Source organism: Arthrobacter sp. 9E16 (assembly GCF_002929435.1).
GTDB lineage: Bacteria > Actinomycetota > Actinomycetes > Actinomycetales > Micrococcaceae > Arthrobacter_B > Arthrobacter_B sunyaminii.
Window position 1 is genome coordinate 994,942 of record NZ_PJIU01000001.1, and the last position, 13,744, is coordinate 1,008,685.

At 65.2% G+C, this 13,744-nt stretch carries 11 protein-coding genes; 3 read left to right on the forward strand and 8 right to left on the reverse strand.

Annotated elements, in window-relative coordinates; translation table 11 throughout:
- Positions 1 to 3: 3 nt before the first annotated feature.
- Positions 4 to 993 (reverse strand): sugar-binding transcriptional regulator, encoded by a 990-nt coding sequence (locus CXR00_RS04740; protein ID WP_104053322.1) that lies wholly within the window; start codon positions 991 to 993, stop codon positions 4 to 6.
- Positions 994 to 1,062: 69 nt separating this feature from the next.
- On the opposite strand from CXR00_RS04740, the gene CXR00_RS04745 reads away from it, so the two are divergent.
- The 3 genes from CXR00_RS04745 to CXR00_RS04755 are packed head-to-tail and all read left to right on the forward strand — an operon-like array spanning position 1,063 to position 4,282.
- Positions 1,063 to 2,445 (forward strand): sugar ABC transporter substrate-binding protein, encoded by a 1,383-nt coding sequence (locus CXR00_RS04745; protein ID WP_104053323.1) that lies wholly within the window; start codon positions 1,063 to 1,065, stop codon positions 2,443 to 2,445.
- On the forward strand, positions 2,442 to 3,386 hold the full coding sequence (locus CXR00_RS04750; RefSeq protein ID WP_104053324.1) for a carbohydrate ABC transporter permease: 945 nt from the start codon (positions 2,442 to 2,444) through the stop codon (positions 3,384 to 3,386). Before CXR00_RS04745 ends, CXR00_RS04750 begins: the two co-directional genes overlap by 4 nt.
- A gap of 2 nt (positions 3,387 to 3,388) precedes the next feature.
- A complete protein-coding gene (locus CXR00_RS04755; protein WP_181032473.1) occupies positions 3,389 to 4,282 on the forward strand; it encodes a carbohydrate ABC transporter permease in 894 nt (297 codons plus the stop codon).
- Positions 4,283 to 4,292: 10 nt separating this feature from the next.
- Here the strand turns inward: CXR00_RS04755 and CXR00_RS04760 are convergent, their stop codons facing one another.
- The 7 genes from CXR00_RS04760 to gcvP form a co-directional block, all read right to left on the reverse strand.
- Entirely contained in the window at positions 4,293 to 5,867 is a 1,575-nt protein-coding gene (locus tag CXR00_RS04760; RefSeq protein WP_104053325.1) for a sodium:alanine symporter family protein, read from the reverse strand.
- 137 nt (positions 5,868 to 6,004) lie between these two features.
- On the reverse strand, positions 6,005 to 6,427 hold the full coding sequence (locus CXR00_RS04765; protein ID WP_104053326.1) for a ChaB family protein: 423 nt from the start codon (positions 6,425 to 6,427) through the stop codon (positions 6,005 to 6,007).
- Positions 6,428 to 6,470: 43 nt separating this feature from the next.
- On the reverse strand, positions 6,471 to 7,886 hold the full coding sequence (locus tag CXR00_RS04770) for an L-serine ammonia-lyase (protein ID WP_104053327.1): 1,416 nt from the start codon (positions 7,884 to 7,886) through the stop codon (positions 6,471 to 6,473).
- Between the two features lie 9 nt (positions 7,887 to 7,895).
- Positions 7,896 to 9,197, reverse strand: a complete 1,302-nt coding sequence (glyA, locus tag CXR00_RS04775; RefSeq protein WP_308470490.1) for a serine hydroxymethyltransferase — start codon at positions 9,195 to 9,197, stop codon at positions 7,896 to 7,898.
- Positions 9,194 to 9,571 (reverse strand): glycine cleavage system protein GcvH, encoded by a 378-nt coding sequence (gene gcvH, locus CXR00_RS04780; protein ID WP_104053329.1) that lies wholly within the window; start codon positions 9,569 to 9,571, stop codon positions 9,194 to 9,196. Before gcvH ends, glyA begins: the two co-directional genes overlap by 4 nt.
- Positions 9,572 to 9,670: 99 nt before the next feature.
- A complete protein-coding gene (gene gcvT, locus CXR00_RS04785; protein ID WP_104053330.1) occupies positions 9,671 to 10,792 on the reverse strand; it encodes a glycine cleavage system aminomethyltransferase GcvT in 1,122 nt (373 codons plus the stop codon).
- A gap of 19 nt (positions 10,793 to 10,811) precedes the next feature.
- Positions 10,812 to 13,718, reverse strand: a complete 2,907-nt coding sequence (gene gcvP / locus CXR00_RS04790; protein WP_104053331.1) for an aminomethyl-transferring glycine dehydrogenase — start codon at positions 13,716 to 13,718, stop codon at positions 10,812 to 10,814.
- Between the last annotated feature and the right edge of the window lie 26 nt (positions 13,719 to 13,744).

Below are 13,744 nucleotides of genomic sequence, written 5' to 3' on the forward strand. Positions count from 1 at the left end.
TTGTCAGGCGGGGGCACCGCCGGACAGCGCCGCGGCGAGCTCTTCATCCACCAGGAGGGTGGTGACGAACCCCGCGGCCAGTACCGCACGCACCGCCTCAACGCGGGCGGCACCCCGGGCCACGGCCACCACCCGGGGCGTGTGCTGCAGCTGGGCTATGGTCACGGCCAGCACGCGTTCATCCAGCTCCGAGACCACCGGATGCCCGGCCGCATCCAGCAGCCGGCCCGAGCATTCGGCAACCGCCCCGGCCCGGGCGGCCTCCAGGCGCAGGCGGTTATCCACCCGGTCCCACACGGTGGACAGCCCGGGCTGCCAGGCGCCCACAGCAACGATTGCGGCATCCAGGGTGTTGGCCTGCGCGAGGGTCTCGCCAATCTCGGGCTGCCGGCGCAGGCTCTGCGCGGTCGCGGCGTTTTCCACCACCAGCGGCGCCCAAAGCGGCCAGGTTTCCACGCCGTCCAGCCTGCCCAGAGATTGAATAAGTTCCAGTGAGTTGCCGCTGCCAGGAACCGGCAGTGCACCTGCCAGCTGGACGATTTCGCAGGGCGGCAGGTCCGTCACATATCCGGCCGCGAGGTCCAGGGTCCGGGACCATGACACTCCCAGGGTGGCGCCGTCGAACGCCGCCGCCATCAACTCCTCGGCCGCGCTTCTGGCCATGGCCTCCCGGGTGCTGCGGTCATCAGCGCCCGTCGGCGAGATGCGGACGCGTTCCACGCCGAGCTCAACCGCCAGCTGCTGCGGATCCACGCCCGCGACGGAGGCGGGGAAACGGATGTCAATGCGCACAATGCCCAGCGCGCGTGCTTCTTCCAGATAACGGGCGACCTGAAATCGGGAAATGCCGAACCGGCGGGCAATATCAACCTTCGAATGGTTGTGAAGGTAATAGTCGCGGCCAATCCTGGCCAGCAATTCCTCATGGGACGCATCTGTACCGGTAATGATTCGACCCCGCCTGTCTTCGAAAGATCGCAACCTATTGCTCATTCGAGTCTATCTGTTTAGAGTTCCCTGCAAATGAGCAGAATGCAATTCTCAGATGAGCAAAGGTGACGCATGAGAGCAGAACGCAGCACGCTCGGTGGCCGCAGGCGGAGTTCCGGAAGGAGCACGGCAGCGGGCGCTGCGGCTCTGGCGCTCATACTGGCAGGATGCGGCAGCGACTCCGCCGACGGCCCCGAAGAGATTGTGGTGGCCATCGTGTCCAACCCGCAGATGACTGACGCCATCTCCCTCGAAGACGAATTTCGTGCCCAATATCCGGATGTGGACCCCCAATTTGTTTCCCTCCCGGAAAACGAGGCCCGTGCCAAGATCACGGCGTCGGTGGCCACCGGCGGCGGGGAGTTCGACGTCGTCATGATTTCCAACTATGAGACGCCCATGTGGGCGGAGAATGGCTGGATAACCAATCTGCAGGAGTATGCAGATAACACTCCAGGCTACGACCCGGACGATTTCATTCCGAATATCCGCGAGTCCCTCAGCTACGAAGGCGACATGTACTCCGTTCCCTTCTACGGGGAATCCTCTTTTCTCGCCTACCGTGAGGATCTGTTCGAGGAAGCCGGCCTGGTCATGCCGCCCAAACCCACCTGGGCGGACATCAGCGCGTTCGCTGAGCGGCTCCATGACCCGGACAACGGCTTTTCCGGCATTTGCCTGCGCGGGCTGGCCGGCTGGGGCGAGGTCATGGCACCCCTGACCACCATGATGAACACCTACGGCGGAGGCTGGTTCGACCAGGACTGGAACGCGACCCTGGATTCACCCGAGGTGGAGGCCGCCGTTACTGACTACGTGAATCTGGTCCGTAACTCGGGACAGCCGGGTGCGGCCACGTCCGGCTTTGGTGATTGCCTGACCCAGTACAGCCAGGGCAATGCGGCAATGTGGTACGACGCCACCTCCATGGTCTCCACCGTGGAAGACCCTGCCTCGTCCCTGGTGGTGGGGAAGACCGGATACGCCCAGGCCCCCGTGCAGGAAACCGACTCCTCGGGCTGGTTGTACAGCTGGTCCCTGGCCATTCCCGCCACCAGTGAAAAGAAGGATGCTGCCTGGGACTTTGTTTCCTGGATGACCAACAAGGACTACATCCAGCTGGTGGGGGACAAGATCAGCTGGGAGCGCGTCCCGCCCGGCAGCCGGCTGTCGACTTATGAGATTCCCGAATTCGCAGACGTCGCCCGGGCCTATGCGGAACCCACGCTGACGGCCATGGCCGGGGCCTCGCAGGAGACCAGCATGACCGGTTCAGTGCCGTATCCGGGATTGCAGTTTGTGGGCATCCCGGAGTTCCAGGACCTCGGCACCCGCGTTGCCCAACAGATCTCCGCCGCGATCGCCGGACAGAAGACAGTGCCCGAAGCGCTTGAACAATCACAGCGCTATGCCGAAACCGTTGCGGAAAGCTACCAGTCAGGAGAGAACAAATGAGCGCCCTGGTAGACAAGCACCACGCCAAAGTCCGGAGGGAGGCGGAGCAGCGCCAGACCCGCGGCATGTCCAGGGCCGAAGGGTGGCGGCGCCGCGGACCGCTCCTGCCGGCGCTGATCTTCACCCTGGTGGTGACGCAGGTTCCGTTCCTCTTCACCATTTGGTACTCGCTGCAGAACTGGAACCTGCTCAATCCCGAGGGCGACCGCTTTGTGGGGCTCTCCAACTACATCGAAATATTCGCCGACTCCACGTTCCGCCAGGCCGCGTTGAATTCCGTGATCTTCACCCTGGGGTGCGTGTTCTTCGCGATGCTTCTGGGCATTGTGTTCGCCATCCTCCTGGACCGTTCCTTTGCCGGCCGCGGGGTGGTCCGGACGCTGCTGATCACCCCCTTCCTGATCATGCCGGTGGCCGGTTCCCTGCTGTGGTCCGTATCCATCCTGAACCCCAGCTACGGACTGCTGAACTGGCTGATCGGACTGGTGGGGATCTCCCCGGTGGACTGGACCTCAGCGCATCCGATCGCTTCCATCCTCATGTCCCTGGTCTGGCAATGGACACCGTTCATGATGCTGCTGGTCCTTGCCGGTCTTCAGTCGCAGCCCAAGGACGTGCTGGAAGCTGCGCAGGTTGACGGTGCCGGGTGGTGGCGGACGTTCATTTCGGTCACTCTTCCGCAGCTGCGCCGGTACATCGAGCTGGGTGTCCTGCTCGGGGCCATCTACGTGGTGAACACCTTCGACCAGATCTATCTGATGACTGCCGGCGGTCCCGGGACCGCCAGTGCCAACCTCCCGTTCTACATCTACCAGCGGGCGTTCCTGGGCTTCGATATCGGCCAGGCGGCTGCCATGGGCGTGGTGGTGGTCATCGCGACCATTGTCATTGCCACCTTTGCCCTCCGCCTGATCTTCCGCAGCTTCGACGTAAAGGATTAGCCGTGAGCACACAAACTGAACCGGCACCGTCCCAAGGCGCCCCTTCCACCTCCGGCTCCTCCCCCGCACGGCAGCGGAAGGGCAAACCCCGTACGGGAGCTTCCCTCCTGACCGCGCTGACCTGGATCCTGGCGATCGGCTTTTTCTCACCCGTGCTGTGGATGGTCCTGACCTCTTTCAAACAGGAATCAGCCGCCGCATCCAATCCGCCCACCTTCTTCTTCGCGCCCACGCTGGATCAGTACCGCGCAGTGCTCGACGCCGGGGCCGGCAGCTACTTCGTCAACTCCATGATCGCCACGGGCGTTTCCACCCTGCTGGTGGTGATCATGGCGGTTCCGGCGTCCTATGCGCTGAGCATCCGCCCGGTGAAGAAGACCTCCGACGTGCTGTTCTTTTTCATCTCCACCCGGATGCTCCCGGTGGTGGCGGTCATCATGCCGATCTATGTGATTGCCGGGCAGCTGAAGGTGCTGGACAACATCTGGACCCTGGTGGTCCTGTACACCTCCATGAACCTCCCGATTGCGGTGTGGATGATGCGCTCCTTCTTTCAGGAAGTGCCTGCCGAAGTGCTCGAGGCCGCCCAAATGGACGGCGCCGGACTGATGAAGACCCTGTGGCGGGTGCTCATGCCCATGGTTGCGCCGGGACTGGCGGCCACCGCCCTGATCTGCGTGATCTTTGCGTGGAACGAGTTCTTCTTCGCCCTGAACCTCACGGCGGCCAAGTCCGCCACGGTGCCGGTCTTCCTGGTGTCCCAGATGACCAGCGAAGGCCTGTACCTGGCCCAGCTCTCCGCCGCCTCTGTCCTTGCCTCCCTGCCGGTGGTGATTGCCGGCTGGGTGGCCCAGAAGCAGCTGGTGCGCGGGTTGTCTATGGGTGCCGTGAAGTAGGAGGAACCGCTCAGGCGTTGGCAGCGGCTTCTTTGATGTCAGCCTCCTCGATGCCCAGCATTTCCAGCTTTCCGCTCTTGCGGTCCGCCAGGTATTGCTTCATTTCCCGTTTGATGACCGGAAGCAGGAGGTAGACGCCCAGCAGGTTCACAAAGGCGCAGACAAACAGTGCTGCGTCGGTGAATTCGATGACCTGGCTGAAGGACAGCACGCAGCCGGCAACGGTGAAGGTCAGGAAGATGACCTTGTACGTGATTTCCCGGCGGCGGCCGCGGCCGAAGAGGTATTCCCAGGCCTTCAGCCCGTAGTAGGACCAGGTGATGAGGGTGGAGTAGGCAAAGAGCGCGACGGCGATGGACAGCACAACGGGGAACCACGGCAGGACGGTGGCAAAGGCATCCGAGGTGAGGATCACGCCGTCGGGCGGGCCTTCTCCGCCCTGGACCTGGTCGATGCCGGCCTGCAGGCTGGGGGTGCCGGCCATAATGATCGCGAGGGCGGTCATGGTGCAGATGAGGACGGTGTCCACGAGCGGTTCGAAGAGCGCCACGAAGCCTTCACTGACCGGCCGGCGGGTCTTGACCGCCGAATGGGCGATGGCAGCGGATCCCACGCCGGCCTCGTTGGAGAAGGAGGCACGCTGGAAGCCAACAATCATGACCCCGATGATGCCGCCGGCGAAACCTTCGGGCTTGAAGGCACCGTCAATGATGGCGCCGAAGGCGGCCGGCACATTCTCGATGTTCACGGCAATGACCGCGAGGCAGGCCAGGATGTAGATGCCGCCCATGGCCGGCACGAGCTTGGAGGTGGTGGCGCCGATCGACTTGATGCCGCCAAGAATGACCACGGCCACCGCGACGGCCAGGATCAGCCCGAACACCACGGCTGCTCCGGCGCTGCCGAGGATCCCGTCATCGCCGCCGGTGACGTTCTGGACCTGCGCGAAGGTCTGGTTGGCCTGGAACATGTTGCCGCCAGCCACGCCAAAGAGCAGGATGGCGACGGCGAAGGTGCCGGTCAGGATTTTGGCGGGCCACCGGCCGAAGCGTTTGAACGCCACCGGAAGGTACTTGAAGGGGCCGCCGCTGATGGACCCGTCTTCATGGACTTCGCGGTATTTCACTCCGAGGGTGCATTCGGCGAACTTCGTGGCCATACCCAGGAGACCGGCGATGATCATCCAGAAGGTTGCTCCGGGGCCGCCAAGGGCCATGGCGGCTCCGACGCCAGCGATGTTCCCCAGGCCTACGGTGCCGGAGAGCGCGGAGGTCAGGGCCTGAAAGTGCGGCACTTCGCCCGGGTCGTCCTTGGAGGAGAATTTTCCCCGGATGACCTGGGTTCCAACCCGCAGGCCGCGGAACTGGATGAAACCGAAATAAACGGTGATGACAATGCCGGCAATAATCAGCCAGGCGACAACCGCAGGGAAACTGAAATCACCAACGGTGACGGGAAAGAACACGATGGCGGAGAAAATCTCAGTGATCGGCTCGAAGAACGAGTTGATGCCCGCGTCAACCGAGCCGAGCCACCCTACTTCCTCGGAAGCGGGTGCCATGTGCACAGATCGGGGTGCGTTCATCGTTCGAACCTCGGTTTCAGTAAGCCAGCTGTCGAATGCGTGGACCCAGCTTTGCTTACAACCGCAGTGTTAGACAAATCACAAATCGGGATATAAGTTAACCCGCTACTGCCTCACAAAAGCCTGCAGGGCAGGGTTCAGCTCTCGCGTGATTTCCGGGTCGCAGCGGCATTGGCCTTCTGGAGCGCGGCCACCAGCTCATCTTTTGTCATCTTTGAGCGGCCGGAAATATTGAGCTTGGAGGCCAGGTCATACAGGTGCTTTTTGGAGGCATTTGCGTCCACGCCGCCGGCCGTTTGCTTGGCGGAATTCCGTCCTTCGGCAGCCTTGGCATCGGAGGGACCGTTCTTTTCCTTTACCTCCCAGTGGTCCCCCACCTTTTCGTGGGTGTGCTTGAGCGATGCATACGCCGTGCGCGCAGCGCGCTCCTCGTCGCCGTATTCCTCCATGGCCGAGTCGTACGTCTTCGCGAAGGTGTCCTGCGCCTTGGAATCGGAGCGCTGCAGAGTTGAAGGCAGCTCATCCTTGATGGGTGCTCCGTTTTTGGCCGTCTTGGGCATGGCGTGTCCTCTCCGACGGGAAAACCTCAGAAGGTCCTGAGGGTCAACACTCCACCACGTTCACGGCCAGTCCGCCAAGGGCGGTTTCCTTGTATTTGGAACTCATGTCGCGGCCCGTTTCCCGCATCGTGACGATGACTTCATCGAGGGAAACACGGTGGTCGCCGTCGCCCCAGAGCGCCATCTTCGCGGCGTTCACGGCCTTGGCGGCACCGATGGCGTTGCGTTCGATGCAGGGCACCTGCACCAGTCCGCCAATGGGATCGCAGGTCAGGCCCAAGTTGTGTTCCATCGCGATTTCGGCGGCGTTTTCCACCTGTTCGGGGGTGCCGCCCAGGATTTCGGCCAGCCCCGCGGCGGCCATGGACGACGCCGATCCCACCTCGCCCTGGCAGCCCACCTCCGCACCGGAGATGGAGGCCTGCTCCTTGTAGAGGACGCCCACGGCGCCGGCGGCGAGCAGGAACCGCACGACGACGTCGTCCTTCTGTTCCTGCGTGGCGTTTTCCATGCCGGGACCATAGTGGGTGGCATAGAACATGACGGCGGGGATGATGCCGGCCGCGCCGTTGGTGGGAGCGGTGACCACCCGTCCGCCGGAGGCGTTTTCCTCGTTGACGGCCAGCGCCACCAGGTTCACCCATTCCTGCCAGAACTTGGGATCCCGGTTCGGATCCTCGGCGCGCAGCCGGGTGTGCCAGGCCGGTGCACGACGGCGGACCTTCAGTCCGCCGGGCAGCAGGCCGGTGCGGGCGATGGCAGAGTTTTTGCACTCCTCCATCACGTCGCGGATGTGCAGCAGACCGGAGCGGATCTCTTCCTCGGTCCGGGACGCTTTTTCGTTGGCGAGCATGACGTCGGAGATGCTCAGCCCGTTATTGGTGCAGTGTTTCAGCAGGCCGACGGCGGTGCGGAAGGGGAACGGCAGCTGCGCCTTGGTGGACTCCAGCTCCTCGCGGGCAGCGTCTTCTTCACCCTCGCGCACAATGAAGCCGCCGCCTACGGAGAAGAACGTTGCCGCGTGCAGCACCGACCCGTCCGCAGCACTGGCGGCGAACTTCATGCCGTTGGTGTGGCGGGGCAGGACGGTGAGCGGATGCAGGACTATGTCCGCTTCCCCGTATTCCAGCACGCAGGCATCGGCACCGGGGACCTGGGAGCACAGCTGCAGTTTGCGGGTCGATTCTATGGCCGCGAGGCGTTCCTCAACCTCTTCGGGCAAGATTTTTTCCGGCGCGAAGCCTTCCAGCCCCAGCAGCACCGCAGTCATGGTGCCGTGGCCGCGGCCGGTCGCCGCGAGTGACCCGTACAGGTCAACGCGGAGACCGGCCACAGAGTCCAGGATGCCGGCGTCCACCAGTTCCGCCGCGAAAACGGCAGCGGCACGCATCGGGCCCACGGTATGTGAGCTCGACGGGCCGATGCCCACGGAGAACAGGTCAAAAACGCCAACAGCCACGAGGATTCCTTAGACGTGCGCAGGTGAGGAGGCTAGGTCGGCCACCTCGGTGTAGAGCGGATGAGCTTCGGCCAGCGCGGTGACGCGTGCCTTCAGCTCCGAGAGGTCATCGTCCGCACCGGCCACCAGGGCCAGCGCAATGATGTCGGCGACTTCACGGAACGCGTCTTCATCAAATCCGCGGGTGGCCAGGGCCGGGGTGCCGATCCGCAGGCCCGAGGTCACCATCGGCGGCCGCGGGTCGAACGGAACAGCATTGCGGTTCACCGTGATGTCGATCTGCGCCAACCGGTCTTCAGCTTCCTGCCCGTTGAGCTCGGCATTGCGCAGGTCCACCAGCACCAGGTGCACGTCGGTGCCGCCGGAGACCACGGAGATGCCCTTGGCGGCGACGTCGTCGGCCAGTAGCCGCTCCGCGAGGAGGCGGGCACCGGTCAGGGTGCGCTCCTGGCGTTCCTTGAACTCCGGGGTGCCTGCGATCTTCAGTGCGGTGGCCTTGCCGGCGATCACGTGCTCCAGCGGTCCGCCCTGCTGTCCGGGGAACACTGCCGAGTTGATCTTCTTGGCGATGTCGGCGTCGTTGGAGAGGATGATGCCGCCGCGCGGACCGGCGAGGGTCTTGTGCGTGGTGGAGGTGACCACGTGCGCGTGGGGCACCGGGCTGGGATGCAGTCCGGCGGCCACCAGACCGGCGAAGTGGGCCATGTCCACCATCAGATAGGCACCCACCTCATCGGCGATGCGGCGGAATTCGGCGAAGTCCAGCTGGCGGGCGTACGCGGACCAGCCGGCCACGATCAGCTTGGGCTGGTGCTCGCGGGCCAGGCGCTCCACCTCGGCCATGTCCACCTGGTGGGTGTCTTCGGCAACGTTGTACGGCACCACGTTGTACAGGCGGCCGGAGAAGTTGATCTTCATGCCGTGCGTAAGGTGGCCGCCGTGCGCCAGGGACAGGCCCAGGATGGTGTCGCCCGGACGGATCAGGGCGTGCATCACCGAGGCGTTGGCCTGGGCGCCGGAGTGCGGCTGCACGTTGGCGAAGCCGGCGCCGAAGAGGTCCTTGGCGCGGTCGATGGCCAGCTGCTCAATGACGTCCACGTATTCGCAGCCGCCGTAGTAGCGGCGTCCCGGGTAGCCTTCGGCGTACTTGTTGGTCAGGACGGAGCCCTGGGCTTCCATGATGGCCACGGAGGTGTGGTTTTCCGAGGCGATCATTTCCAGGCCGGACTGCTGGCGGCGGCGCTCGTTGTCGATCTGCTCCGCCACCTCCGGATCAATCTGCGCGAGGTGGGAGTTCAGGTAATCGGTCACAGCTCGCCGCCGTTCTTTTCCGCGTATTCCTCGGCGCTGAGCAGTTCACCCTCGGACGTGGTGTTGACCGTGAAGAGCCAGCCGGCGCCGTACGGGTCCTCGTTCAGCAGGGCCGGGTTGTCGATGGCTTCCTGGTTGATCTCCACGATTTCGCCGGAAACCGGTGCGTACAGGTCGGACACGGACTTGGTGGACTCGACCTCGCCGCAGGTTTCGCCGGCGGTGATCACGGTGCCGACCTCGGGCAGGTCAACGTACACCACGTCGCCCAGGGCGTCGGCGGCGACGGCGGAAATGCCAACCTTCACGGGGCTGGAACCGTCCACCCACTCGTGCTCTGCCGAATAACGGAGTCCTGCGTTCACTTTGCTCATGGGGTTGCCTTTCGGTGCATCTGAAGTGCTGCGGGTTAGTTCAAAGTCTAGGTCGGCACTGCGGCAGCACGGCATTCCGCCGTGCTGCCGGCGGCGAGGTTACTGTCCGCGCTTGTAGAACGGCAGTGCGACGACGGTGAAGGGCTCGGGCTTGCCGCGAAGATCCACCTGCACTTCGGTGCCGGGCTCCGTGAAGGCGGTGTCCACATAGGCCAGGGCAATCGGATAGCCCAGCGTGGGGCTGGGCGCACCGGAGGTGACTTCGCCGATCACGGCGCCGTCGGAGAGGACCGGGTAGTGCGAGCGGCCGGCGCGGCGGCCGGATCCTTTCAGGCCCACGAGGCGGCGGGCCGGAGCCTGCTGCTTCTTGGTTTCCAGCGCGGCGCGGCCCACAAAGTCCCCCTCCTTGGAGAGTGCGACGACGGGACCCAGGCCTGCGGCGTAGGGATCCAGGTCCAGGGAGAGTTCATTGCCGTACAGCGGCATGCCGGCTTCCAGGCGCAGCGAGTCACGGCAGGCCAGACCGGCGGGGATCAGGCCCCGGTCCGCTCCGGCGTCGAGCAGTGCAGCCCAGAGGATGGGGGCGGCGTCGTTGGGCACGTAGATCTCAAAGCCGTCCTCGCCCGTGTACCCGGTGCGGGCCACCAGCAGTTCCGCGCTCCAGGCACCCAGCGCCATCGGCACCTTGGCTGCGGCGTAGTACTTCATCCCCGTCACAGCGTCCCGGTGTTCGGCGGGAACCAGGGCCAGCAGGATGGCCTCGGCGTTGGGCCCCTGCACGGCCACCAGGGACGTGTCGTCGGAGATGTTGTTGACGGTGACGTCAAAGCCCTCGGCCCGCGCTGCCAGTTCGGCGGCGACCACCGGTGCGTTGCCGGCGTTGGGCACCACCAGGTAGGTCTCGTCGTCGAGCCGGTAGCTGATCAGGTCATCGATGATCCCGCCGTCGGCGTTGGTGATCAGCGAGTACTTGGCCTTGCCCACCTTGACGGCGGACAGCTTGCCCACCAGTGCGTAATCCAGGAAGGCGCCGGCGTCCGGGCCGGTGACCTTTATTTCGCCCATGTGGGAAAGGTCGAACAGGCCCGCTGCTTTGCGGACGGCGTGGTGTTCGGCCAGCTCGGAGCTGTACTTCAGCGGCATCTGCCAGCCGCCAAAATCGGTGAAGGAGGCGCCGAGGCGTTTGTGCTCTTCGTAGAGCGCGGTGTATTTCTCAGTCATTGTTCTTAGCCTTTGCGCTCTAGTTTTCGAAATCTTCGATGGGCGGGCAGGAGCAGATGAGGTTCCGGTCCCCGGCTGCGCCGTCGATCCGTCCCACCGGCGGGAAGTACTTGTCCATCCGCTGGCTGCGCATCGGGAAGGCGGCCTGTTCCCGCGGGTAGGCGCGGTCCCACTCATTGCCGGCCACCACGACGGCGGTGTGCGGTGCGTTGCGCAGCGGGCTGCCTTCCAGGGTGAAGTCGCCGGCGGCGACCTGGTCGATTTCGGCGCGGATGGCGATCATGGCGTCGATGAAGCGGTCAATTTCGCCCAGGTCCTCGGACTCGGTGGGTTCCACCATCAGGGTGCCTGCCACCGGGAAGGACAGCGTGGGGGCGTGGAACCCGTAGTCCACCAGGCGCTTGGCCACGTCTTCGGCGGTGACTCCGGTCTTCGCGGTGAGTTCGCGCAGGTCCAGGATGCATTCGTGCGCCACGAGTCCGCCCTTGCCCGTGTAGAGAACCGGGAAGTAGTCGTTGAGCCGTGCGGCCACATAGTTGGCGGCCAGCAGGGCGCTCTTGGTGGCTTCGGTCAGGCCTTCCCCGCCCATGAGGTTGACGTACGCCCAGGAGATGGGCAGCACGCCGGCGGAGCCGAAGCGCGACGCGGAGACGGGAATGTCCTCGCCCTCGGACCAAGTGGCGGCATCGCCGGGCAGGAACGGTGCGAGGTGTGACTTCACGGCCACGGGGCCGACGCCGGGACCGCCGCCGCCGTGCGGGATGCAGAAGGTCTTGTGCAGGTTCAGGTGGGAGACGTCGCCGCCGAACTCACCGGGCTGCGCCAGCCCCACCAGGGCGTTGAGGTTGGCACCGTCAATGTAGACCTGGCCGCCGGCTTCGTGGACGGCGTCGCAGACGTCGCGGACGTCGTCGTCGAACACACCGTGGGTGGAGGGGTAGGTGATCATGATGGCGGCGAGGTTGTCGCGGTGCGCATCGATCTTGGCGCGCAGGTCCGCGTGGTCAATGGCACCGTCGCCGGCGGTGGCCACCACCACCACCTTCATCCCGGCCAGGACGGCGGAGGCGGCATTGGTGCCGTGCGCCGAGGCGGGAATGAGGCAGACGGTGCGCTGGTTCTCGCCGCGGGAGTGGTGGTAGCCGCGGATGGCCAGCAGGCCGGCCAGCTCACCCTGCGAGCCGGCGTTGGGCTGGATGGACACCCGGTCGTAGCCGGTAATGACCGCGAGCTTCGCTTCGAGATCCGCGATCAGTTCGCGCCAGCCCTCGGTCTGGGAATCCGGGGCGAAGGGGTGGATGGAGGCGAACTCGGGCCAGGTCATGGCCTGCATTTCGGCCGTGGCGTTGAGCTTCATGGTGCAGGAGCCCAGCGGAATCATGGTCCGGTCCAGGGCCAGGTCACGGTCCGAGAGGCGGCGCAGGTAGCGCAGCATCTGCGTTTCGGAGCGGTAGGAGGAGAACACCGGGTGGGTCATGAACTCCGAGGTGCGCCGGATGTCCTCCGGCAGTTCGAAGCCTTCCGGCTCGCTGCCCGCTGAATCAGCGGCGCCAAAGGCGGCGGCGACGTCGGCGAGGACGGCCGGCGTCGTCGTCTCATCGCAGGAGATGCCCACGGTGTCTGCATCAATGGAGCGCAGGTTGATGCCGCGGGCTTCGGCGGCGGCAACGATTTCGGCGGCGCGGCCCGGGACGCGGGCGGTGACGGTGTCGAAGAAGCTCGTGTGCAGCAGTTCGATGCCGGCGTCCTGCAGGGCGGCGGCCAGGGTGCGGGCGGAGTCGTTGGCGCGGCGGGCAATCCGCTTCAGGCCCTCGGGGCCGTGGTACACGGCGTACATGGAGGCCACGATGGCCAGCAGCGCCTGCGCGGTGCAGATGTTGGAGGTGGCCTTCTCGCGGCGGATGTGCTGCTCGCGGGTCTGCAGGGCCAGCCGGTACGCGGGGGTGCCGGCGGAATCCTTGGAGACACCCACCAGGCGGCCGGGCAGGGACCGTTCCAGGCCCTTGCGGACGGCCATGTAGGCGGCGTGCGGGCCGCCGAAGAACAGCGGAACGCCGAAGCGCTGCACGGAGCCAACAGCAATGTCGGCACCCTGCTCGCCGGGAGGCGTGATGAGGGTCAGGGCCAGCAGGTCCGCGGCTACCGTGACGAGCGCGCCGCGTTCCTTGGCTTCGGCAATCAGGGCTTCCTGGTTCCGGACCACCCCGGAAACGCCCGGCTGCTGCAGGACAAGGCCGGTGATTTCGCCGTCGGGCAGTCCGTTGGCCAGATCCGCCACGATCACGTCGAAGCCCAGGGCCTTGGCCCGGCCCTTCACCACGGCGATGGTCTGCGGCAGGGTTTCAGAGTCCAGCACAATGGCGCCGTTGGCCTTGGACTTGTTGGAGCGGCGCATGAGCAGCACGGCCTCGGCCACTGCGGTGGCTTCATCCAGCAGCGAGGCATTGGCGATGGGCAGGGCGGTGAGGTCCTGGACCATGGTCTGGAAGTTCAGCAGGGCTTCGAGCCGGCCCTGGGAAATCTCCGGCTGGTAGGGCGTGTAGGCGGTGTACCAGGCGGGGTCCTCGACGACGTTGCGGAGGATCACCGGCGGTGTGTGCGTGCCGTAGTAGCCCTGGCCGATCATCTGTACTGCGGTCTTGTTCTTGCCGGCGATGGCGCGCAGCTGGGCGAGGGTTTCCTCTTCGGAGCGGGCGGGATTCAGAACCAGCGGGCTGCCCTGCCGGATGGCGGCGGGAACGGCCATATCCGCCAGAGCGTCCAGGGAGTCATATCCCACGGCCTTGAGCATCGCTGCGGCGGAGCCGGCGCGGGCACCAATGTGGCGGTCAACAAAACCCTCGGCGAGCGGCGCGGCTGCGGCGGAACCAAGGGAGTTCGCGGCGGACGTGGCGGGGGTTTCGGCGGTGGACAGATCAGCAGTCATTCAGGGCTCCTGGAAGGCAGACGGGG